Source organism: Kiloniella antarctica (genome assembly GCF_042682825.1).
Classification (GTDB): Bacteria; Pseudomonadota; Alphaproteobacteria; order Kiloniellales; family Kiloniellaceae; genus Kiloniella; species Kiloniella antarctica.
On record NZ_JBHUII010000011.1, the window covers coordinates 490,970 to 513,789 of the forward strand.

The following is a 22,820-nucleotide window of genomic DNA, read 5'->3' on the forward strand; positions in this document are numbered from 1 at the left end:
TATGAAAGAAAGGCCGACCAAAATGATCGGCCTATCAAAAAAGACTATTTAGACAAGCCTTAGGCTTCAGCTTCTGCTACTTCGCGTCCGTCATATGTACCACAAGATGCACAAACATGGTGTGGGCGTTTTAGCTCACCACAGTTTGAACACTCTTGTGAAATGCTTGCAGGAAGCGAATCATGGGACCGACGCATGCCGCGACGGGAATTACTAATCTTACTCTTTGGAACAGCCATTGCTCAACTCTCGCATTTAGCTTCAATAAAAAAAACTCGCCGCTTATAAGCTAATAAATACCACGACGGCAAGCCCTAACACAAAAATGATGCCTTACTTTTTGATTTGAAGGTCTTTTAGTACAGAAAAGGGGTTATTTTTTTCCGATTTCTGCATTTCTTCTTCATCAGGTGCCTCATCAACAGATTCGCCCACCCAATTTACATCAGGCGCCCGAGGATACGGGTCTAACATTACTGCAAGCTGTTGAACAACAGCTTCACCAAAATCAATACCCTGTGGATCTACCAGTTCAGGTGGTTCCTCAGCATCCATGTCTATAAGGACTTCATTACCAGCATCATCAACTGGGTCAAAGCTATAAAGAATCTCAAACGTTTCATCAAGCGAAGATGAAACTGGTTCAGCAGTTATTGTACAGGGTTGTACGACTTTAGCCTTTAAATTCCCAAGAACTTCCAAAAGAGAACCTTTTCCTTTGGGTTCAAGCTGTAAAGTGGCGTTAAGGTCATGAAGTTCAATTAAATTAAACCGCTTGGCGATAGCTTCACACTCTTCGGGCTTTGCTTTAAGTTTTAGAACTTGAGTACGCGCCTGTATTTTATCAACAGGATAACGACGCGAAAATTCATTTTCGCACTGCGTTTCCATTGCTGATCTCCTGATATCTTGTTGACTAAATATGTAATAACTTTCTTGGGCAAACAGCTCCCTAGAGAACGGTAATCATAACATATAAGCCAAGATCGCGCACAATAAGAGTCTGCATGGTGAGGGTCAAGTAAGATTATCGCAAACCTGTCATATCTAGACTATATAATGAAATTTACACGCCCTGACATAATATCGAATACATCTTGCTTTTGCAGGTGCTGATCTTGTTTCAAGACGTAGTCTTTCATTTCAGCTAAGGTTTTTTGTGAAACTTCTACGGTGCCATAGAGATTTCTTTCAAGAGCACTCCCCAGATCGGCCCCCTCTTTAGTCACAGCATCCTCATAAGCAGAAACCCTGCCATAAAACCCCTGAACCATTGCTTTCACACGCTTACCAACACCTACATCACCTACTCCCATTTCACGTAAACTTAGATCCATATCAGTAAACATCAAATCGAAAAGTTTTTGTGAAAACTCAGCAGTTACATCACCTTCTGTCTTTAACCGCCTTAAAACTAAAAACATATGTAAGGTAATCATATCAAAGCGACCATCCAAACTATCAGGAACAGAAAGTCTGTTATAAAAATCTTTTTCTCGTGCCTGATTTATAATGCAACCATAGAGGTCGTGGACGGCATCAGAGTCGCTATTGCGACCAAAGAGCTTACGAAACAATATACCAGACCCCTTGTTTTCTTGAACTTTGAATTATGACTCGAAAAACTTATGTAGACGAGTATAGTGCCAGTGTAACGTGATTGGTGTAACGCGACAGGTTTAGCACGAAGATCTTTTATGCTAAAGAACCATGCGTCGAATTATTTTAACTTAGAATCAGAGTTTGGTTATGTCTTTTAGATTATCTCTACGAACAAAGACGATTTTAGCAGCTGTACTGCTTCCTTTTGCGATCACAGCATGCGAAAGCAGGGTTAACGTTCGTGGAAATTTCCCTGACCCAGATGATGTCAGTCAGTTAGAGACAGGCGTTTCTAGTCGACGTGATGTTGCCGAATTACTTGGCTCCCCATCCACACTCTCAACTTTTAAAGATCAGGTTTGGTACTATATCGGGGAAAAAGTTGAAAAAACTGCTTTTTATGACCCCGTAGTTCTGGATCGCAAAGTTCTTGTCATCTCATTCTCACCAGAAGGAAAGCTGACAGAGTCTCGTTCATACGCACTGGAAGATGGTCGCGTTATAGATCCCGTAACAAGAGAAACCCCGACTGAGGGGCAAGATTTAACAATCGTTCAACAGTTACTTGGGAACTTGGGTAAATTTAACCCGAGTGCTGGTGAATAAGCTTGTTCCTTTAGTTAGGATCAAGCTTCACTAGTTTTGTTCAGCTGGTCTCTATACACCAGCTGAACAACGAGAAAAATACCAACGGGTATGAATGCCAAACTATTTACAGCTGCCCACCCGAACTTATCAAAGACAAAGCCTGAACTAAACGCTGTTGTCGCAACTACCCCAAACACCAAGAGCTCGTTAAAGGCCTGAACCTTTGCCTTTTCTTCTGGACGATAGGATTCGGTAAGCATTGCACTGCCTCCGACATAAAGAAAGTTCCAACCTAGTCCAAGAGTAACTAAACCAGCCCAAAATTGAAAAATTTCTACACCGGATAAATTGATGATTGCTGCTGAGGCAATAAGAAGGACCCCTATCAACTGTATCTTTACTAAACCAAATCGATTGATTAACGAACCTGTAAAAAAAGACGGTGCGTACATACCAAAAACATGCCATTGAATAACAAAAGCTGCAGATTCAAAGGGGTGGGCACAGGCAATCATTGCTGCAGGAGTAATGCTCATAATGAGATTCATACAAGCGTAGCTTACTATTCCACAAAGTACTGCAACAAAAAATACGGGCTGTTTGGCAATCTCAATGATAGATCGTCCACCTGATTTTATTTCCTGTACAGCGAGTCTTGGAATGTTGATGAATTGAATCATTAACAAGTTCACCAAACAAAGGGCTGTAATGGCATAAAAGCTACCGACAAAAAGGATCGGCCCGAAATATTCTAAATCTTTGGACCACTTTGCCAGTTCTGGTCCTGCAAAAGCAGAAATAACACCCCCAGCCATTACCAGAGATATTGCTTTACTCTTAAAGACATCTGTTGCGGTATCTGCTGCAGCAAAACGGTAATAGGCAACAGTTGACATAAAGGCGCCAAAGAGAAACGAACTCAGACAAAAGAGTTCAAAGTTATTGTCGAGAACAGCCTGGGCCGAAAAAAATCCAGATAAGGCCCCGCAAATAGACCCAAGGCTAAAACCAGCACGTCTTCCGTAATGCTTCATAAAATAGGAGATCGGTAAGGCGCAGAACATCATCCCTAAGAACTGGAGTGACAGAGGCAGTGTGCCATATGATTTATCTTCAGCAAGCGTGGTTCCAACAAGAGAACTCATTGATATAAGCATTGAGCCACAGCTCATACCTAAGGCCTGGCAAATGGCTAAAAATAATACATTTTTCTTTGTTGGATCGTGGTCAGACATGTGTAGAGGATCTCACGTTATTGAAATGAACCATACACAGGACTGTTAAGGGATTCCAAGAGGGAAAGTTATTGAATTATAAAAATAATATTCTAACTGTTCGATGGCTTAGAGATGCCTTCAACAATAATCTCGACATCACGGATGATACCTTTCCCCATAACTTTATCAGCAGCGATCTGCAGGCGATTACTAATTTTTTCATTCGCATAACCATCTGCTGTAAAAAAACGGTAGTTATAGAGCGCATGTAACTCAGCTATAAAATCGTTACGTAACCTGATTTGCCAACGTTCAGTATTAATCAAGTCAGGGCCTTCAGCGACTTCTAAAGTGATTTTGACGGTTATATGGTGTGTAACAACACCTTCTTTAATCAGAGGGATGACTGTTGGCGGAAATTCGAGAAAAGCGGAAGGGATTTCTGGAGGGGCCTCGACAACTTCTTCTTCACTATCTGCTGGCTTTAGAAAAAACCACCAACCAGCAAAACCACCTCCTCCTAAAAAGAGGAGAATTAAAATAGTGATGATGAGTTTTTTCATAAAGGCACCGGTTAATTACTTCAAACTTAATGTACTTTATTAAGATGAATATGGTTTATTTTTGGTAAAATACATTTTCTGATACCATTTTATGTACAGTCATTAAACGAAAGCTATAATTTATTTTTCATTTAAAAATGCTTCCAGCCCATTTTACTTAAGTGGATATGGTTTCCATTTTCTTCAATCAAAGAAACACCTTTGTCACTATTAATAGATCCAATACATGAAATTTTTAGTGACAGTTTGCGTGCAAGGTCATTTATTTTTTTTCTATAAAGCTTATCAGCTGTAAAAAGAAGCTCGTAGTCATCTCCTCCAGTTACGGCTAACTCGACCATTTTTAAGGTTTCGTTCTTACTGAACAACGCCTTCAAAGCGTTTGAGTAAGGAAGCTTTTGTTCCAATACAGTAGCTCCGACTTTTGAAGCTTTGGTGATGTGGGATAAATCGGCAAGCAAGCCATCGGACACGTCCATAGCCGTGTTTGAAATATTATCATTCAAAAGACATATCCCAAGCCCAATCCGGGGCATAGGAACCTGATACCGATGAACTAAAACGTCGCGTAATTCTTGGTTATCAAAACTAACCTCGCCCTTCAAGATTTGTAATCCAGCAGCAGAGTCTCCCAATGTACCACTAACCCAAATATCCTGACCCGGGGTCGCCGTATTCCTTTTAAGGCAACGATGGCGCGGCACAGAGCCAAAACAAGTAATGGTGATCGTAAGCGGACCATGTGTTTTAACCGTGTCACCACCAATCAAGCGTATGGAAAACTCTTGTTGATCTGCGTCTAGCCCACGTACGAAAGATTTGACCCACGGTGCATTTAAATCATCAGAATAGGCCATTGAGAGTGTGTAGGCTGTCGGTTTAGCTCCCATTGCAGCGAGATCTGATAAATTGACCCTTAGACATTTACGGGCAATATCATCAGCAGGATCAGAATTAAAAAAATGGACACCCGCGATGAGGGTGTCCATTGTCACGACAGTCGAGCTATCGGGGTGCTCAGAAATTAGAGCAGCATCGTTTTTTAAGCCATAGGCTTCTTCATAATCTTTGGAAAGTGGGGCGAAGCAGCTATCAATAAGATCAAATTCACTTACGTCCACAAAAATGTCCCTCTTTTTTTACCCGGATTATTTACTAAATTCATCCTTACGCAAGCCGTGGGCCAAACGATCTAGGCAACCGTTTACCATAGCCGTTTCTTTGTCACCAAGGAATGCGTGGGCAACATCAACATATTCTGAGATGATGACTTTTACTGGGGTATCCACACGCTGTTGTATTTCATACGCTCCTGCAACCATTACCAGTCGTAAGACAGGGTCAAGACGGTGTAGTGGCCAAGATTTATCTAAAACAGAAATCAACATATCATTAAGGAGTTCACGATCTTCGGTGATCCCCTTATAGAGTTCTAGTAAAAGTTTTTGATCGAGGTCAGCAATTGCCAAACCATCAATCTCTTCATCCAAACGTTCACTCAAAAACTCATTGAGAGCTGTTTTTGCACTGGCTTGGTTAAATTCAATCTGAAAAAGTATTTGAACCAAGGCAAGGCGTGCCTTGCTTTTTTTCAGGCTGTCATTCGCAGGTTTTTGTTTATCTTCAGTCACGGTATAACAGTCCTTATGCAACGCCGTATTGGCGTTTTAAAGCAATCATATCAAGGCACGCACGTGTAACAGCGCCGCCTTTGTTCTTTTCTGACTTACGCGCTCTCGCCCAAGCTTGAGCTTCATTTTCCACGGTTAACACACCATAGCCGATTGCCAGGTTTGAATCGACTGCCAAATCTTGAAGTTTCCGCGCACTTTCTATGCAGACATAGTCATAGTGGCTGGTTTCGCCTCTAATAACACACCCAAGGGCGACATAGCCGTCAAATTTAGGGCCTTCTTTTCGTAAAGAAGCAAACTTGATCGCGGCGGGGAGTTCAAATGCGCCAGCAACCTGAACAACTTCATAAGTGCAGTCGTCTTTTTCAAGCTCTACAATTGCTGCATTTTTCATTTCATCAGCAATTTCATTATAAAAACGAGCTTCGACGATTAGAACGTGAGATTTGTCAGTCATTCGCAGTTACCTTGCAATAAAATTGGTGCTTTAGCCATCGTCATCGTAAAAGATCTGTGGGATGATTTACTCTACGATTGGCCGCTGTTCAACAACAGAAAGCCCGTATCCGTCAAGCCCTACGATGTTTTTCTCTGAATTTGTAAGAAGAATCATCTGCTGAACTCCAAGATCGAGCAAGATCTGAGCCCCAACACCATAATCTCTTAGATCATGATTTATTTCCACAGGCTCTCCAATTCGGGCTCTGATTGTATCGGAAAGGCTTCGCGGAGATGGTTCTCTAATCAAAACCACGACACCTTCACCGTTTTGATCGATCATTTTCATGGAGTTATGAAGATCCCCAGCCTTGCCGCTATGATCATCACCAAGAACATCATCGATAACATTCAAAGCGTGCATGCGAACCATAACAGGTTTAGTGGGCGATATTTCACCACGCCAAATAGCAACATGTTCTGCATAGGTCGTATTATTTACAAAAACAGCCATATTGAACTTACCAGCTATTTTTGTGTTTAGTGTGCTTTCAAGCGTCCGCTCTATGAGATGATCGTGTTTTCTGCGATAAGCGATAAGATCAGCGATGGTTGATATTTTTAAACTATGCGTCTGGGCAAAACTGATCAGATCATCTCTGCGTGCCATTGTGCCGTCATCATTCATGATTTCGCATATAACCCCGGAAGGGTTTAATCCGGCAAGCCGTGATATGTCGACAGCGGCTTCCGTATGCCCCGTACGGACAAGAACACCTCCATCCCGTGCGACCAAAGGGAAAACATGTCCCGGTGTAACAATGTCACCGACTGCGGAAGTCGGGTCTATTGCAACCGAGATTGTCCGCGCTCTATCAGGTGCAGATATCCCCGTTGTCACACCATCTTTGGCTTCAATTGATACTGTAAACGCTGTTTCATGACGAGTTTCATTTTTTTGCGCCATTAAGGGGAGATCGAGTTCTTCAACTCTTTTCCGAGAAAGAGCCAGGCAAATCAATCCCCTGCCGTATTTGGCCATGAAATTAATTGCTTCAGGGGTCGCCATTTGAGCAGGAATAACAAGATCACCCTCGTTTTCCCTGTTCTCATCGTCAACCAAGATAAACATGTGGCCATTGCGAGCTGCTTCGATAATCTCTTCTGGCGAAGAAAGGATGTCACTGAACGTCACAGATTTTTCATTTCTACTCTCAGCCATTTTGTTGCCTTTCAAGCAGTTGCCCGACGTAACGGGCCAGTAGGTCAATTTCTAAATTTACAAGACAGGCACCAGGTTCATAAATTCCAGGTTGCCATTGACCAAAAGTGGTCATTTCAGCCGTATGAGGGATGATATTAACCCCAAATAAATCGCCATCTACTTCATTTACGGTCAGTGAAGCTCCATCAAGGACAATAGAACCTTTAGGAGCGATGTATTTAGATAATTCTTTTGGGGCTTTAAATGTAAAGCGAAGAGAGCCCCCCTCGGGTACAATCCTGACAACGGAAGCAACACCATCGATGTGTCCAGAAACCATGTGACCACCGAGCTCTTCTCCCAAGCGTAGGGCGCGCTCAAAGTTTACCGCTGTTCCAACAAGCCAATTCCCAAGAGTGGTTTTTGAAAGCGTTTCAGCAGATACATCGGCACTAAACCATCCCTGCCCCTTATCAACAACGGTAAGGCAAGCGCCGGAGCAAGAAATGGATGCACCGATATCTACGCTCTCCATGTCGTAAGAGCAATTAAAGATGAAACGTTTGTCGCCACGGTCTTCGATCTCTTTAACGGAGCCTAAGTCAGTAATAATTCCTGTAAACATTCTTTTGTGCCTTTAGGCTTTTCCCTATGGTTTAATTCTTTTGCTAAGCTTTTTATTACTATTGTTGCTGAGTAATTTTGTTAGGAGAATTGGCAGCTCACTTACTGTTCTCTCATAGTTCTCTGCGATAGGTTTCCATAATGTCATCCCCAAGCTTTGAAACACTGGTCAAATGAAATTTTGGGGCCAAGTTTAGTTGCTCCAAACCAAAACCAACTGAAGCAGCCAGGCCATCACCACCAATGATTTTTGCAGCGCGAAACCACACAATTCTGTCTATCAAATTGGCTTTCAATAACGAGCCAATGATATGACTACCACCCTCAATCAAAAGTCTTGTAATACCTCGCTCACCCAGTTCTTTCATAGCCGCGGCGGGATTAATATATCCGGACTCGTCTTTATGCAAGGAAACAACATCCACCCCCGCTTCTTTGTAAGCCGTTAAACGAGCGGGATCATTATCAACAAAAGTCATCAGTATAGTCTGACATTCTTTTGCTCTGGTAACCAAGTCGTGAGTTAAAGGTAGTCTGAGGCGCCCATCCATCACAACCCGCAGCGGGGAATGATGTTCAAGTCCGGGTAAGCGAACATCTAATCGTGGATTATCAATTACAGCAGTTCCACTGCCGACGAGAATAGCATCATGTCGAACCCGTAACATGTGCCCAGCTCGACGGGCAGGCTCTCCTGTCACCCACTTACTTTGTCCAGATTTGGTTGCAATCCTTCCATCCAAAGTCGTGGCGACTTTCAGAGTTATTAAGGGCCTACCTTGGCGTATTTTAGTGAAAAAACCTAAGTTGATTTCTACAGCTTCATGCTGTCGAATGCCAATTTCAACTTCGATGCCTGCCGCACGCATTAATTCCAGTCCACGTCCTTGGACCCGTGCATCGATATCTTCCATCGCGACAACACAACGACTTATGCCGGCATGGATTAAGGCTTCAGCACAGGGAGGTGTTTTACCATGGTGAGAACAAGGCTCAAGCGTCACATAAGCTGTCGCACCTCGGGCATGATCTCCTGCTTGGGCTAAAGCTTCTGTTTCGGCATGAGGGCGTCCGCCGGATTGTGTATATCCACGTCCGACCACAGTACCATCTTTGACAAGAACACATCCTACAGCCGGATTGGGAGACGTTGAACCAAGGCCACGCTCAGCCAACGCCAGAGCCGCATCCATATGTTGAAGGTCCTCTTTGCGAAACTCGCTAGGCATATCAAAAATTCTATATAATTATGCTGTGTATTTAAGACGGATCAGGATCCAGAATATCGAGATCATCACCAAGTTTACCAACAAATTCCTCAAAATCTCTTACTTCTTTGAAGTCTCTGTAAACAGAGGCAAAGCGTACGTATCCGATCTGATCTATGGTCGCAAGAGCGTCCATAACCAGTTCCCCAATAAGATCGGAGGCAATTTCGCTCTCGCCAGATGATTCTAACCGCCTAACGATTCCACTGACAACGCGCTCAATACGATCACGGTCAACATCTCTTTTCTGGAGAGCGATGTTCATGGAACGGGAGATTTTTTCCCGGTCAAAGGGTTCACGTTGGCCGTTACCTTTGACGACAGTGAGTTCGCGAAGTTGAACGCGTTCAAAAGTGGTGAAACGAGCTCCACAGCTGGCACATTGACGCCGACGGCGAATAGCCGTGTGGTCTTCAGTTGGTCGCGAGTCTTTGACTTGCGTATCTTCACTACTACAGAACGGGCAGCGCATATTCCCTCACTGGTTCACCCCGGAGGGCGGTCCGGGCTATGACTATTTGGAAATCATAACCCGGATCTTAGTTAGATTTCCAAACCTTGATAAATCGGGAATTTACCACAAAGTGCCTGAACTTCGTCGCGAACTTCCGCTTCGATTTTGGAGTTATCTTCGCGGTTTGCTGCCAGTCCATCAAGGACTTTAGTGATTAGTTCACCAATTTTCTTAAATTCAGCATCTTTAAAGCCTCGTGTCGTACCCGCAGGAGTACCAAGTCGAATGCCAGAAGTAACCATTGGCTTCTCGGGATCAAATGGAATGCCGTTTTTGTTACACGTAAGACCAGCACGATCTAGGCTTTCCTCTGCAATGTTACCAGTCAGTCCTTTTGGACGCAGATCAACAAGCATAAGATGTGTATCTGTACCACCCGTTGTAATGGCAAACCCATTTTCAATAAGTGTAGCAGCCAACGTTTTTGCATTGCTTACAACTTGTTTGGCGTAAACTTTAAAATCTGGATCTAGGGCTTCTTTAAGAGCAACAGCCTTAGATGCAATACAATGCATCAATGGGCCACCCTGAAGACCAGGAAATGCAGCAGAATTAATTTTTTTGCCGATATCAAGGTCGTTGGAGAGAACCATACCGCCGCGACCAGCACGTAGAGTTTTATGCGTTGTTGTTGTAACAACATGCGCATGCTTCATCGGGCTTGGGTGAAGACCAGCAGCAACCAATCCTGCAAAGTGAGCCATATCAACATGGAGATATGCACCTACTTCATCTGCAATTTCACGGAATTTAGCAAAATCCAAAATGCGCGGATAAGCAGATCCACCAGCAATAATCAACTTTGGCTGATGTTCAACAGCAAGAGCGCGAACTTCATCATAGTTAATCTGACTGGTTTCTTTATCAACACCGTAACAAACAGCGTTGAACCATTTACCAGAAAGGTTTGGACGTGAACCATGGGTCAGGTGTCCACCTGAAGCCAGGTCAAGACCCATAATAGTGTCACCAGGCTTGATCAGGGCAAGTGTTACGCACTGGTTTGCCTGAGCACCGGAGTGAGGCTGTACGTTAACGTAAGCACAATCAAAGAGTTTTTTCGCACGATCAATTGCGAGTTGTTCAATGACATCAACATGCTCACAACCACCATAATAACGACGGCCGGGGTACCCCTCAGCATATTTGTTGGTCAAAACTGTACCCAGGGCCTGCATAGTAGACAGGGATACAATATTTTCAGAAGCAATCAGTTCAATCTGATTCTGTTGACGGTGCAGCTCTTGATTAATTGCTGCAGCAACTTCTGGGTCAGTTTGTGCCAAAGGCGCATTAAAGAAGGTGGTTGTATCTAAGCTCATGACAACGTCACTCTCGGTAAGGTGATTATTATTTAAGTTTTTCGATGCGTCCGGTGTGTCGGCCACCTGCAAACTCAGTGTTAAGGAAGGTTTTGAGAGAAGCCTTTGCGACCTCAATACCTGTTGTTCTGGCTCCAAGAACCAAAACATTGGCATCGTTATGCTCTCTTGCTAAACGGGCCAAAGTCTCATCGTGACAAAGTGCTGCGCGAATACCTGCGTGTCTGTTTGCGGCAATAGATATACCAATACCCGATCCACAAACAAGGATACCAGTTTCTGCATCACCGTTTTGAATTGCCTTTGCTAAAGCAGCACCAAAATCGGGATAATCAACACGATCAGGTCCATTAGTGCCTAAATCGAGAACATCATATCCCAAGGCGATGACATCTTCTTTTAACAAATTTTTTAGTTCATAACCGGCGTGATCTGCCGCTAAAACAATGGTTTTTTTACTCATGTTTCCGCGCTTACTGTTATCTCAAAAAAGTTAGCTGTATGAATAGCACAAGAGACTTTGAGAAGAAATGAGAATGCATGGCATAAAGCTCTTTCCCCTAAGGAATTGATTGGCTATCAAGTTATTTTTATTATCGTTTCACTAACTAAATTTGATAAGTTCCTATTTGTTGTTTGTTATAATGTGATTCTTTTGTTTGATGCTAGACAATTTACGTACATTTTATAGAACATCTGCGGCATTATTGTACCGAGACAACTTGTCAATCTAACTTACAAGTTGTGGTGAAATATCATAAGTTAAGGCTATTTGTTTGAATATACACTAGAAATTCAAACTTCTCACGTTATGTACAATAAAATATTGTTATTTATATTTTTAACCCGACAATAAGTGTGTGCTATTTTGTCGCAGGTCGCTCATAAGGAAATCAATCACGTTTTAGGTCTATATAACTGAATTTAAAAAGATTTCCTATATGGTCAATATTTTTATCATATCCGGAATGATGTTTTTTGTTTTTGTTGATGAAGCCATCGATATGGACAAGGTTTGATTGGTTTTCAGTTTTAGCTTAAATGGTTGCACTAACTCTCCTCTTTTCAAAGCATCACGAACTAATGGTTCGTGCCCAATAAGAACCCCTGCCCCGTTTTTGACTTCTTCGAGAGCAAGACTATAGAGAGAGAAAACGGGGCCGCTCGTTTCTATTTTAGCAACGCCTTCATCAATATTTAAAACTGGTTCAAGTTTTAAGCGCGCATAACTGAGCCATTTTACCCAATCATCTGACCAAGTAGTGTCATGCAGAAGTGTTTCATTAGCCAAATCTGCTAAAGTACTTAAATTCTTTGCAACAGAGGGAGCACAAACCGGAAAGATAAAATCCTCACAAATTGAAATGATTTTCTGTTCTGGTGTTGATACCTTGCCTGATTTTTCAAAAAATATACTCAAATCAAAAGAGGCGCGTTTTAAGTTTGGCGACTTCTCCATTGCCGTCAATGATATAGAAACTTCTGGCGTTTCCCGCCGAATGGCCGGCAGCCTTGGGGATACCCAGAGCTGAGCGATAGAAGGTAAAGCAGCAATCCGGATATCTTTTGGCGCAGCTTGAGATCTCAACTTTTGAACAGCACCTCCTAGTTGATCAAAGGCCGTCGTAAAATCCACTCTAATACTAAGACCAAGAGGCGTTAATTTTACACCTTGAGATTGCCTCTCAAATAAATCCGCATTGGTCCAAGATTCCAGAGCCTTTATGTGTTGAGCTATTGCACCTGGTGTTACGCTTAATTCTTCAGCAGCCAAAGAGAAACTTGAGTGCCGGGCGGCAGCCTCGAAAGCACGAAGAGAGTTAAGCGGCGGTCCCTTTGGGTGTGGAGGTTTTATCGTCATGAAATAAGCCATAAATTTGAGCCACAAATTAAAGTTTTTATTTTATGGCATAGTTTTTCTAGGGCTAAATATTAGCAAATCTGGTTTGCGTATACCAACCGCTATTTGCCATTCTCATAAATAGTTGATCACCCCCCTCTATTACGATGAATAGGAGTTATTTATGACTGCATTAAGTCCAAGGCCATGGGTTCCTGGTAACTGCGAGCATTACATACAACAGATTGCTCACAAAACTTCTGAAGCAACAACCACAAGTATTGCAAACCGTCTCCAAAAACTTGTGGATCGTAATAAAACTATTCACGAACATGAGTGTTTCAATCTTAACCCCGCGACGAACATTATGAACCCACGTGCTGAGGCTATTCTCTCTGCAGGGTTGGGGTCCCGCCCCTCATTGGGTTATCCTGGGGATAAATATGAAATGGGTCTGGAAGCAATTGAAGAAATAGAAGTTATCGCAGCAGAACTCTGTGCTGAGATATTTCAGGCAAAATATGCCGAAATAAGAGTGGCCTCGGGGGCGTTATCAAATTTATATGGATTTATGGCGACCTGTGATCCTGGGGATGCGATAATTGTTCCCCCAGCAACAATTGGAGGGCATGTCACTCATTTAAATGCAGGATGTGCGGGTCTATATAATCTGGAGGTCCACGAAGCACCTATCGATGCCAATAATTATACAGTTGATGTCGATGAGTTGAGAAAGTTGGCCCATAAGGTGAAGCCAAAGCTGATTACGATTGGCGGTAGCCTCAACCTCTTCCAGCATCCCGTAAGTAAGATACGAGAAATCGCCGATGAAGTCGGAGCTAAAGTCATGTTTGATGCTGCTCATCAATGCGGCATTATAGCAGGTGGTGCGTGGGAAAACCCTTTGAAAGAAGGAGCGCACTTCATGACCATGAGTACTTATAAAAGCTTAGCAGGTCCTGCAGGAGGTTTGATTGTTTCAAACGACTCTGAACTGGTTGAGAAGCTTGATTCTATTGCCTTTCCTGGTCTGACCGCTAATTTCGATGCAGCAAAATCTGCGGCTCTCGCCCTTACCATGTTGGATTGGAGAGAGCACGGTGCAGGCTACGCTCGATCCATGGTTGATGTCGCTGCTGCTTTTGCTGAGGCGTTGGATCGTGAGAGGATTCCAGTTTTCGCCAAGGAAAAAGGTTATACACGCTCCCATCAATTCGCGATTGAAGCAAAAATATTTGGTGGTGGCCAAACAGCATCAAAAAAATTACGAGAGGCTGGTTTTCTTGCATGCGGAATTGGTCTCCCAATTACACCTGTTGACGGTGATTTAAATGGGCTGAGGATTGGTACACCTGAACTTGTCCGCTGGGGCGTCGGCATTAAAGATACGCCTCAACTTGCTAAACTTATCGCACAAGCATTACGTATGGAAGAGCCGAAAAAACTTGCTCAAGAAGTTGCAAAACTTCGAGCTGATTTTAATCAAATTCATTTTATTTGCCAATAAATGGCGAACGAAGATGACAGGCTTTGTAACTATTTGACCTCTTCTGAGTTGGTGAGGTCATTAAAAATATTTTTGGAAGTCAATTTTGAATATTGGTATAAATCAAAAAGCATTTTGCTTTCGATTAGCTTTATGGACAGGGTGATACCATTTCCCTGTAAGCAATAGAAAATGCCGGCCTCTAACTATCGCTAGAGGCCGGCACCAAACACTATTAATCGATAATAGTGAGGTCCTCAGCAGAAGATTTTCCGTTCTTGCCAGCCTGAAGTTCGTAAGAAACTTTTTGGCCTTCGTTTAGAGTGCTGAGACCAGCACGTTCAACAGCAGAAATGTGAACGAAAGCATCGTCCGCGCCATTATCAGGCTCGATAAAACCAAAACCTTTTGTTGGATTGAACCACTTAACTGTACCATTAGGCATAATAACATTCCTCTCACAGGAGTTATAGATTTCGTATATTACACGGTGCAATATACGGTTTATAGAGCTCACACTGTCAGGGGATAACTAACTTAACAGGGATACCGGTTATTCCAGTAACACAAAACAAATGCTACGCTTCTGACAAGGAGATATAGGGCAGAAAATAAATAAGTCAACTCTCAATTTCATTTTCGCTAAATTATTTTGCGCTTCAAAATGTAAAATTCAAGATGGAAAAACATCATTTATTAGCAATATTTTTTTTAGCGAAACATATGATCTTTTAAGTGTCATTTTTTAATAGATAAATATTAAAACGGCTATTAAGACAATGTTTTGAAGCAAAGTGAGATATTTGAAGAACAATTTATGACATCTCTATAGAGCGTCCTTAAATTTTAGTTTCTTTCGATTATGAGATTCGAATTTGATTTTTTTATTAAACGATAATGCCTCGTTTATTTGACTTATCCGCAAGAGAAGTTTTTGAGTCCTGTTTTTGCGATTTTTCTAGCACATACTTTAATTTGTTAAGTACCGTCTGTTTCAGTCTTGCTTCTGTTTCACGGGGATCCCCAACGATTGAAACCTCGGTCATCGTTGGCTCATGAAAAGCGCTGACTTTCACGTAAACCCCAACTTGAGCAAATTCGATGATAACCCTTTTCTCTACGTTTTTCATTACTTTATACCGATTGAACAAGAAGACCCCTGCAAAATAGCAGAGGTCTTTATTATCTCAATATATATTTATGCAAAATAAATACTATTCAGCAGCGGGGGTCATGCCTCCCATTGGCATGGGCGACGCCCAGAAAAGTTGTAGCCTATGTAAAGTTGCTGTTGTTACTTTTAGATCTTCATCCGTAACAACACCACTACTGATCTGTTCTGCATGTGCATCAAACAATCTGGAGATCGCGTTAAAAATCTCTAGACCACTTTCAGATGCTCGGACATGAAAAGATCTCCGATCATGAGGGGAGCGTTCTTGTTTGAGATAACCGTTCTCAACCATTTTTTTAACATTATAGGAAACGTTAGACCCCAAATAATATCCACGATGCGTCAACTCACCCACAGAGAGCTCTTCATCACCAATATTGTACAAGATAAGAGCCTGAATATTATTCAGGTCACGAATGCCGCGACGGTCTAGTTCAGCCTTAACGACCTCTAAACACTGCCGATGCAAGCGCTCCACGAGAGAAATAGTTTGCAGATATGCAGCCTTCACGATGTCCTCACAAAAACAAAAACTTTTAAGTAAATTCGACCTTATTTTATGCAAGAGGCGTTAACACTGGATTAACCGAGAATCTAATTACGATAATTTATCCAACAAATATGTCTGATATTATAAGATATTTCAGGGTAAAAGGGGAAAGAACCCCTTATTTTACTTGCCCAGATTGTATGACAATCCTAATGTACTTGTATTCAGCGCTGATTTGACACTCAAATTGCGGGCGCTTTAAAAGTGCAGCTAAATAGAGGGAAAAGCGCCCGACTATAATGCGTCGCTTTCTATGTGCCCGTACATTTCAGCCTAACAATATTAAAAATTTCCTAGCAGGAAAAACATATTAACGGGTGAAGCAATGACAATAGAGACAAAAAATCCGGAAACCCTCGTCCTGCACGCGGGTTATCGCAGCGATCCAGAGACCGGTGCCGTGGCGGTTCCTATATACCAGACAACATCTTATCAGTTTGATAGTGCCGAGCATGCAGCAAACCTTTTTGCTCTAAAACAATTTGGCAATATTTACACCCGTATCATGAATCCAACGACTGCTGTTTTGGAAGAACGGATGACCGCCTTAGAAGGTGGTGCAGCTTCTCTTGCTGTAAGCTCCGGACAGGCGGCCAGTACGCTTGCCATACAGAATGTGGCAAAAGCAGGTGATAATATCGTTAGTTCTACTGAGCTTTATGGTGGAACTTATAATCTTTTTGCGAATACCTTGCCGAACATGGGCATTGAAGTTCGGTTTGTTGACCCTTCCGATCCAGAAAATTTCCGTCGAGCAACGGATGAAAATACAAAAGCCTATTACGCTGAAACTCTCCCAAATCCACGACTACGTGTTTTTCCAATCAAGGACGTCGCGACGATCGGTAATGAGGTCGGTGTTCCTTTAATTATGGATAATACCGCTGCACCTATTATATGTCGTCCGATCGAACATGGCGCACATATCGTTGTTTATTCAACGACAAAATATATTGGTGGGCACGGAACTTCGATTGGCGGTATGATTATTGACGCGGGTAATTTTGATTGGGAGACCAATTCTGATCGCTTCCCTCTTCTCACTCAACCTGACCCAAGTTATCACGGCGCAGTTTGGACTGAAGCCGTTAAACCTCTGGGTCCGATTGCCTATATAATCCGCGCACGTGTGGTCCTGTTACGTGATCTTGGCTCAGCGATGTCTCCAATGAACGCATTTCAATTCATTCAAGGCATGGAAACTCTGCCTCTGCGCATGCGTGAACACTGTCGCAATGCCATTGCGGTCGCAGAATTCTTAAGCAAACATCCTTTAGTTGATACTGTTACTCACCCAAGCCAGGCTCAAGGTAAAGAGCGGGATATTGCTGATACTTACCTCAAAGGCGGATATGGTGGATTACTTGGCTTTGAACTTAAAGGTGGTAAAGAGGCTGGCATCAAATTTATAGACAGCTTGAAAATGTTCTTTCACGTTGCAAATATTGGGGATGCAAGAAGCTTGGCAATTCATCCAGGGTCTACAACACACTCTCAGCTTAACGCAAAAGAGCAGGCTTTAACCGGCATATCAGATAGTTATGTACGTCTCTCAATCGGCATTGAACATATTGACGATATTCTTGCGGATCTAAGTCAGGCACTTGAAGCTTCAAATAGCTAGGTAAAACAGGGACAGAGTTTTAAATCTCTGTCCCTGTCTTTTAAGAGATTTGATTAATGAAAGCGTCGCACAGAATGACGCGATTTTTCTTTTTTCAGTATTTCATTTACTGGCAAACTTCTAATCATTATATCGTCTGCCTTTGGTATATCGTTGCTCGCAACTAACGCAAGATATCGACCGCAACAGACCCTTAAAAAAGAAGTAAAATTTCCCATATCATGTTCAGCATCAATGGCTTCATGATATAACTTTGTGATCAGCTGGTTAACGCTCATGTTATCTCTTGCAGATATTTCTGCCAGAGTACTCCAAAAAAAGTTTTCCATGCGTATGCTTGTGACCACGCCATCAATCCTTAGAGATTTTGACTGATTTCCCCAAAGATCACTATCCGCATTGATAAAGAGTTGGCACATGGAAAACTCCCTTTATTGTTATTTGTTCAAAAGAACCATGAACTGAGCAAGCCAACTAGGATGTGCTGGCCATGCCGGGGCTGTCACAAGATTGCCATCTGTTGTCGCGTCTGTCACCTCCAGATCAATAAAATTGCCTCCCGCAAGTGTGACTTCGGGTGCACATGCTGGATAAGCAGAGCAATTTCGTCCCTTTAAAACATTCGCAGCTGCAAGCAATTGCGCACCATGACAAATGGCCGCGACAGGTTTATCCGTTTTAAAGAAGTGTTGTACCATTTCAATAACGGTCGGATTTAAACGAAGATATTCCGGTGCCCGTCCTCCGGGAACGACTAAAGCATCATATGAGTGGAGTTCAACCTGATCGAAAGTAGCATTCAAAACAAAGTTATGCCCACGTTTTTCACTATAGGTTTGATCTCCTTCGAAATCATGGATGGAGGTAGCAATACTCTCACCTTCTTTTTTATCCGGACACACAGCATCTACCTGATAACCACAAGCTAAAAGTGTCTGAAAAGGAACCATAGTTTCATAATCTTCGGTATAATCCCCGGTTATCATAAGAATTTTTTTGGTCATTATTTGTCTCCCATTTTTGACGGGAGAAAGATAAAGCAAAAAGATCAGGACCGGGTGTTAACCCGTTACTACACTTTTTGCGTAATTTGTTGATCGGTGAAATGTGTGTGACCAACCAAAGAAATAGGGAGTCCATTAGCTCCCTTCCTCCTTCAATTAAGGGCGTCACATCAAAGCTATTTTAGGTCACTTAAAATGTATCTGATACTTACCAAACCCGTCTTTACCTTCACCAAGATATTGAATGATATCATTTTCATCCAGAATATCTTTTGCTGTTGGTGTGGTTTCAAAAGTAACGTTGAGATGCCCCTCTATCGGAGCGAAGTGCCAGTTGTTGTCGGCACTTGGATCAATCTTATTTTGGTCAAAAATGTAGTTTGCTAAAACAGTCCTGTTTTCATCAGGGGCTTGGATTATAACGGTCGACCCATCAAGGTCTGGAAAATTTCCTCCGCCATGAGCACGATAATTATTGGTGGCTACGATGAATTTTGCTGATGTGTCCAAAGGTTCTCCCTGAAAAGCCATATCGATAATGCGATGGCTATTTGGATTGATGATATCACCTTGTTTATTGTAACGTGCCGCTTGTGTTAGATCGACAGTGTAAACAACCCCATCAATGACATCAAAGTTGTAGGACGGGAAATCTATATTCAGTAAAGCCTGCTCGTCTGAAGTGTTTTTGTCGATTTGATTGAAAGCGCCTGCTGACATCTCTAGCCACTCACGCACCTGTGCGCCATTCAGAAGCACCGCTCGAAGCGTATTAGGATAGATATAAAGATCGGCTACGTTTTTAAGAGCAATTTCACCTGCTGGTATGTTTGTGTAGTAATCAGCTCCACCACGACCACCGGCCTTGAAAGGTGCGCCAGCAGAAAGAACAGGGATACCGTCGTACTCGGTTCCTTTGATCAGCTTTTCGACATACCACTTTTGTGCGTTGGTGACGATCTGGATAGATGGATCATCTTGAACCAAAGCAAAGAAAGAGTTGATTGGTGCACCCGTTTGCCCCACTGCTTTACGCATAAAAGAAATTGTTTCTGTGTGTTCTTCACTTACGGCATCAACAATTTTCTGATCCGCCTCAACAAGCGGAAGTTTCTTACGACCATCACGTTCGTAGATACCACGGGTTGATCCTGTTCCCTCCAACACTGTCCATTTACCATTATCATCAACGTCTAGTTTTAAATCAACAAGCCCCAGATGGCTGCCCCAGAAACCCGGCATTGTTGCGGCAACACCATTAATAGTGCCTTTAGTAATATCTACACCATCAAGATCAGCATAAGCATCAGAGGGGAAAACTTTATGAGCATGCCCAAATAAAATTGCATCTAGGCCTTCAACATTAGAGAGGTAATAGGTTGCGTTTTCGTCTCGGCCTCTGGCTGTTTCAGTGCTTAATCCCGAGTGAGGAACAGCGATAATAACGTTAGCTCCCTGCTCTCTCATTTCAGGAACATAGCGCTTAGCAGTTTCCACAATATCATGTGTGACGGCCTTCCCCTTGAGATTAACTTCATCCCACTGCGTTATTTGTGGAGGCACGAAACCAATTACACCGATTTTAATTGGATGCTTTTGTCCTTTGTTATCAACGACGATACGATCGAGGATAATATAAGGATCAAACATTGGCATATCGTTTGCTGAATTCGTATCACCATCATCTAAATATATATTAGATGAAACATAGGGAAAGTTAGCGTCATTGAGGCTTTCTTTTAAAAAGTCCAGGCCATAATTGAACTCATGATTTCCCAAGTTACCCACGTCGTATTTTAGTAGGTTCATTGCCTTGAAAATAGGGTGTACTTCACCACTTTTCAATCCACGCTCTTTGGCCATGTAGTCACCAAGTGGATTACCCTGTAGAAGATCACCGTTGTCTATCAGAAGAGAATTTTTTACTTCACTTCGGGCCTGTTTAATCAGGGTGGCAGTACGCGCCAAGCCAACAGCAACAGATGGCGTGTCAGCGTAATAATCATAATCCATGACATTAACGTGGATGTCTGTTGTTTCAAGAATACGAAGTTGAACTTCCGAAGCAGAAACCGGGCTCAAACCGAGTGCAATAATGCCGGCACTTGTGAATAAGAGTTTTTTCATTATGTGCAACCTGTTTGTGTATACGAGACTATACACAGTCTACCCACGAGTTCGCTCGCCAGCCAAGAGGATATCTGTAACAACTTATTGAAATTTGGATGACATTTTTAGTTGAGTTTAACTATTTAACTTCCTGAAAGGTCGTATAAATAACCAACCTATATAAGGCAATCTGAGTAACCAATGTTCGCCCCCAAAATCCTTGCCCGTGCTGAGATAATGTCTGGCTCTCATCAAGAGCAAATAACGCCCAAATCTCGTCAATGCTTGGGCCATCTTTGATAATAATTTGTAAAGGCAGATCATTAAATATGAAATAGTAATAAAAATAATAAACTTGAGGTGATAACCAAACGAATAGATATAAAAGCCCGAAGGCACCAAAGAGATCAATAAGTGGTAATGTGTATTTTTGAAAAATAATTTCAGTTTTGAGGTTGTACAAAAAGTGTGACTTGCTGGTACCTAAAAACAACAGCAGGTATGAAAAGATAATTGTTATCAAAATGAGTCCAGCTCGTTGAAAACCAATAAGAGTATAAAAGCTATCACCCTCATGGCCCTGAACCATATATATCCATAAATCAGGAGAGAGTAAAAAGGCGATAACGATCGATATTAAAACCAAAAACCAACGACTGTTGCGGTACTTCATTAAGGGACTACCTAATTTCACAATATATATAATGAGCCTTAAATAAGTGAAAGACCCTCAATCAAGGCTAGGGTATACACTTTGTATGTCCTTGTGGGGGAATTCTTTTTCCTTCCTATAAGTATTTATTTGCGACGATCTGCCTCAATCACCCCTGCGTCCTGTACTTGCAATTATTTGATCTTCGAGAGAGAGTAGCAAAAAACGAATCTCATCAGGAGTAGATCATTGAGTAATAGCTTTAGGCAGGATCTCGCCGTCCGTCCGCGCCGTATTCGTACGGATGCCTGGACACGCCGATTAGTTGCCGAGAACCGCCTTTCTGTTGATGACCTAATTTGGCCAATATTCTTACAAGAAGATGATGGTACATCAGATGTTCCATCGATGCCTGGAGTCAAGCGTTACGGGCCTGATTGCCTGATTGAAGCAATTGGGCAAGCTGTGGAACTGAACATTCCTGCGATTGCGTTATTTCCGTATAACAATCCGGATACAAAAACAGCTGATTGTCGGGAAGCTTATAATCCAGATAATCTCATCTGCACTGCAGCTCGGTCCATTCGACAACATTACCAAAACATTGCTCTGATAGGTGACGTAGCGCTCGATCCTTATAATTCTTTGGGGCACGACGGTATTGTAAAGGATGGTGTAATTCTTAACGATCAGTCGGTTGAAATATTATGCAAACAGGCATTGGTTCAAGTAGAAGCAGGTTGTGACTATGTCGGGCCATCTGACATGATGGATGGCAGAATTGGTGCTATTCGCGATACCTTGGATGATGCCGGTCACACTTACGCAAAAATTATGTCTTACAGTGCCAAATATGCGAGTGCTTTTTACGGCCCCTTTAGAGATGCTGTCGGTGCAACTGGCGCACTTAAAGGCGATAAAAAAACTTATCAGATGGATCCTGGTAATAGCGAAGAAGCCCTTCGCATGGTGGAAAATGACATCCAACAAGGTGCTGATATGGTGATGGTTAAGCCAGGTATTGCTTATCTCGACATTATTCATCGCATAAAAAGTACCTTTGGTGTCCCTACCATGGCCTATCAGGTAAGCGGTGAATATGCGATGATCAAAGCTGCGTCCGCAAACGGATGGTTGGACCATGATGCGGTCATGATGGAAAGCCTTATGGCCTTTAAACGGGCTGGAACAGATGCTATTCTCACATATTTCGCTCTTGAAGCGGCTAAAATTATTAAATCATAATAGAAATATCGTTCAAATTATAAAGGGCACTTAACATTTAAGTCTTGGAAGGTTCTGTGTCCTTTTCTATTGAGCAATCAAACCAAATCACGATAAGGTACGCGTACAAATTTTAGAAATTTATATTTCTTTACCTACCACACAAACGGATCGCGTTTCCGT

General features: G+C 42.4%; 26 protein-coding genes. 4 read left to right on the forward strand and 22 right to left on the reverse strand.

Annotated features, from left to right (window positions below; genetic code table 11):
* Positions 1-59: 59 nt before the first annotated feature.
* From rpmF to ACFSKO_RS18370, 3 genes are all read right to left on the reverse strand, one after another.
* A complete protein-coding gene (gene rpmF / locus ACFSKO_RS18360) occupies positions 60-239 on the reverse strand; it encodes a 50S ribosomal protein L32 (RefSeq protein ID WP_380254346.1) in 180 nt (59 codons plus the stop codon).
* Between the two features lie 94 nt (positions 240-333).
* Entirely contained in the window at positions 334-891 is a 558-nt protein-coding gene (locus ACFSKO_RS18365; RefSeq protein WP_380254348.1) for a YceD family protein, read from the reverse strand.
* Between the two features lie 161 nt (positions 892-1,052).
* Positions 1,053-1,577: a ubiquinol-cytochrome C chaperone family protein gene (locus ACFSKO_RS18370; RefSeq protein WP_380254350.1), complete on the reverse strand. Its 525-nt coding sequence runs from the start codon at positions 1,575-1,577 to the stop codon at positions 1,053-1,055.
* Positions 1,578-1,749: 172 nt separating this feature from the next.
* On the opposite strand from ACFSKO_RS18370, the gene ACFSKO_RS18375 reads away from it, so the two are divergent.
* Positions 1,750-2,208, forward strand: a complete 459-nt coding sequence (locus tag ACFSKO_RS18375) for an outer membrane protein assembly factor BamE (RefSeq protein WP_380254352.1) — start codon at positions 1,750-1,752, stop codon at positions 2,206-2,208.
* 20 nt (positions 2,209-2,228) lie between these two features.
* On the opposite strand, the gene ACFSKO_RS18380 is transcribed toward ACFSKO_RS18375, so the two are convergent.
* The 12 genes from ACFSKO_RS18380 to ACFSKO_RS18435 all read right to left on the reverse strand — a co-directional run bounded on the left by ACFSKO_RS18380 (position 2,229) and on the right by ACFSKO_RS18435 (position 12,835).
* Positions 2,229-3,425 carry an MFS transporter gene (locus ACFSKO_RS18380; RefSeq protein ID WP_380254354.1) on the reverse strand — a complete coding sequence of 399 codons (1,197 nt, stop codon included), beginning with the start codon at positions 3,423-3,425 and terminating at the stop codon, positions 2,229-2,231.
* A gap of 92 nt (positions 3,426-3,517) precedes the next feature.
* The gene (locus tag ACFSKO_RS18385) at positions 3,518-3,970 is read right to left on the reverse strand and encodes a hypothetical protein (RefSeq protein WP_380254356.1); all 453 of its coding nucleotides are present in this window, start codon (positions 3,968-3,970) and stop codon (positions 3,518-3,520) included.
* 131 nt (positions 3,971-4,101) lie between these two features.
* A complete protein-coding gene (gene thiL, locus ACFSKO_RS18390; RefSeq protein WP_380254358.1) occupies positions 4,102-5,091 on the reverse strand; it encodes a thiamine-phosphate kinase in 990 nt (329 codons plus the stop codon).
* Positions 5,092-5,118: 27 nt separating this feature from the next.
* The gene (nusB, locus tag ACFSKO_RS18395; RefSeq protein WP_380254360.1) at positions 5,119-5,601 is read right to left on the reverse strand and encodes a transcription antitermination factor NusB; all 483 of its coding nucleotides are present in this window, start codon (positions 5,599-5,601) and stop codon (positions 5,119-5,121) included.
* A 13-nt stretch (positions 5,602-5,614) separates the two neighbouring features.
* On the reverse strand, positions 5,615-6,061 hold the full coding sequence (ribH, locus tag ACFSKO_RS18400) for a 6,7-dimethyl-8-ribityllumazine synthase (RefSeq protein WP_380254362.1): 447 nt from the start codon (positions 6,059-6,061) through the stop codon (positions 5,615-5,617).
* Between the two features lie 66 nt (positions 6,062-6,127).
* Entirely contained in the window at positions 6,128-7,264 is a 1,137-nt protein-coding gene (ribB, locus tag ACFSKO_RS18405) for a 3,4-dihydroxy-2-butanone-4-phosphate synthase (RefSeq protein WP_380254364.1), read from the reverse strand.
* Positions 7,257-7,871, reverse strand: coding sequence for a riboflavin synthase (locus ACFSKO_RS18410; protein WP_380254366.1), 615 nt, complete (start codon positions 7,869-7,871; stop codon positions 7,257-7,259). The genes ribB and ACFSKO_RS18410 overlap by 8 nt, the downstream gene beginning before the upstream one ends.
* 112 nt (positions 7,872-7,983) lie before the next feature.
* Positions 7,984-9,099, reverse strand: a complete 1,116-nt coding sequence (gene ribD, locus ACFSKO_RS18415) for a bifunctional diaminohydroxyphosphoribosylaminopyrimidine deaminase/5-amino-6-(5-phosphoribosylamino)uracil reductase RibD (protein ID WP_380254368.1) — start codon at positions 9,097-9,099, stop codon at positions 7,984-7,986.
* A 31-nt stretch (positions 9,100-9,130) separates the two neighbouring features.
* Positions 9,131-9,610: a transcriptional regulator NrdR gene (gene nrdR, locus ACFSKO_RS18420; protein ID WP_380254370.1), complete on the reverse strand. Its 480-nt coding sequence runs from the start codon at positions 9,608-9,610 to the stop codon at positions 9,131-9,133.
* Positions 9,611-9,681: 71 nt separating this feature from the next.
* Positions 9,682-10,974 carry a serine hydroxymethyltransferase gene (gene glyA / locus ACFSKO_RS18425; protein ID WP_380254372.1) on the reverse strand — a complete coding sequence of 431 codons (1,293 nt, stop codon included), beginning with the start codon at positions 10,972-10,974 and terminating at the stop codon, positions 9,682-9,684.
* 28 nt (positions 10,975-11,002) lie between these two features.
* Complete coding sequence (rpiB, locus tag ACFSKO_RS18430) at positions 11,003-11,437, reverse strand: ribose 5-phosphate isomerase B (RefSeq protein WP_380254374.1); 435 nt, start codon at positions 11,435-11,437, stop codon at positions 11,003-11,005.
* A gap of 474 nt (positions 11,438-11,911) precedes the next feature.
* On the reverse strand, positions 11,912-12,835 hold the full coding sequence (locus ACFSKO_RS18435; RefSeq protein ID WP_380254376.1) for a LysR family transcriptional regulator: 924 nt from the start codon (positions 12,833-12,835) through the stop codon (positions 11,912-11,914).
* Positions 12,836-12,998: 163 nt separating this feature from the next.
* Between ACFSKO_RS18435 and ACFSKO_RS18440 the strand changes: the two genes are divergently transcribed.
* Complete coding sequence (locus ACFSKO_RS18440; RefSeq protein WP_380254378.1) at positions 12,999-14,321, forward strand: serine hydroxymethyltransferase; 1,323 nt, start codon at positions 12,999-13,001, stop codon at positions 14,319-14,321.
* A 214-nt stretch (positions 14,322-14,535) separates the two neighbouring features.
* Here the strand turns inward: ACFSKO_RS18440 and ACFSKO_RS18445 are convergent, their stop codons facing one another.
* The 3 genes from ACFSKO_RS18445 to ACFSKO_RS18455 form a co-directional block, all read right to left on the reverse strand.
* Positions 14,536-14,745: a cold-shock protein gene (locus ACFSKO_RS18445; RefSeq protein WP_380254380.1), complete on the reverse strand. Its 210-nt coding sequence runs from the start codon at positions 14,743-14,745 to the stop codon at positions 14,536-14,538.
* A 442-nt stretch (positions 14,746-15,187) separates the two neighbouring features.
* Positions 15,188-15,430: a DUF6898 family protein gene (locus ACFSKO_RS18450; protein ID WP_380254382.1), complete on the reverse strand. Its 243-nt coding sequence runs from the start codon at positions 15,428-15,430 to the stop codon at positions 15,188-15,190.
* Positions 15,431-15,514: 84 nt separating this feature from the next.
* Entirely contained in the window at positions 15,515-15,985 is a 471-nt protein-coding gene (locus ACFSKO_RS18455; protein ID WP_380254384.1) for a MarR family winged helix-turn-helix transcriptional regulator, read from the reverse strand.
* 364 nt (positions 15,986-16,349) lie between these two features.
* On the opposite strand from ACFSKO_RS18455, the gene ACFSKO_RS18460 reads away from it, so the two are divergent.
* Positions 16,350-17,648, forward strand: a complete 1,299-nt coding sequence (locus tag ACFSKO_RS18460; protein WP_380254386.1) for an O-acetylhomoserine aminocarboxypropyltransferase/cysteine synthase family protein — start codon at positions 16,350-16,352, stop codon at positions 17,646-17,648.
* A 53-nt stretch (positions 17,649-17,701) separates the two neighbouring features.
* Here ACFSKO_RS18460 and ACFSKO_RS18465 read toward each other — a convergent pair whose 3' ends face one another.
* The 4 genes from ACFSKO_RS18465 to ACFSKO_RS18480 all read right to left on the reverse strand — a co-directional run bounded on the left by ACFSKO_RS18465 (position 17,702) and on the right by ACFSKO_RS18480 (position 21,434).
* Positions 17,702-18,067 (reverse strand): ribbon-helix-helix domain-containing protein, encoded by a 366-nt coding sequence (locus tag ACFSKO_RS18465; RefSeq protein ID WP_380254388.1) that lies wholly within the window; start codon positions 18,065-18,067, stop codon positions 17,702-17,704.
* An 18-nt stretch (positions 18,068-18,085) separates the two neighbouring features.
* A complete protein-coding gene (locus ACFSKO_RS18470; RefSeq protein ID WP_380254390.1) occupies positions 18,086-18,652 on the reverse strand; it encodes a DJ-1/PfpI family protein in 567 nt (188 codons plus the stop codon).
* Positions 18,653-18,838: 186 nt separating this feature from the next.
* Positions 18,839-20,779, reverse strand: coding sequence for a bifunctional 2',3'-cyclic-nucleotide 2'-phosphodiesterase/3'-nucleotidase (locus ACFSKO_RS18475; RefSeq protein ID WP_380254392.1), 1,941 nt, complete (start codon positions 20,777-20,779; stop codon positions 18,839-18,841).
* A 121-nt stretch (positions 20,780-20,900) separates the two neighbouring features.
* Positions 20,901-21,434 (reverse strand): hypothetical protein, encoded by a 534-nt coding sequence (locus tag ACFSKO_RS18480; RefSeq protein WP_380254394.1) that lies wholly within the window; start codon positions 21,432-21,434, stop codon positions 20,901-20,903.
* 228 nt (positions 21,435-21,662) lie between these two features.
* Between ACFSKO_RS18480 and hemB the strand changes: the two genes are divergently transcribed.
* Positions 21,663-22,658: a porphobilinogen synthase gene (gene hemB, locus ACFSKO_RS18485; protein ID WP_380254396.1), complete on the forward strand. Its 996-nt coding sequence runs from the start codon at positions 21,663-21,665 to the stop codon at positions 22,656-22,658.
* Positions 22,659-22,820 lie beyond the last annotated feature (162 nt).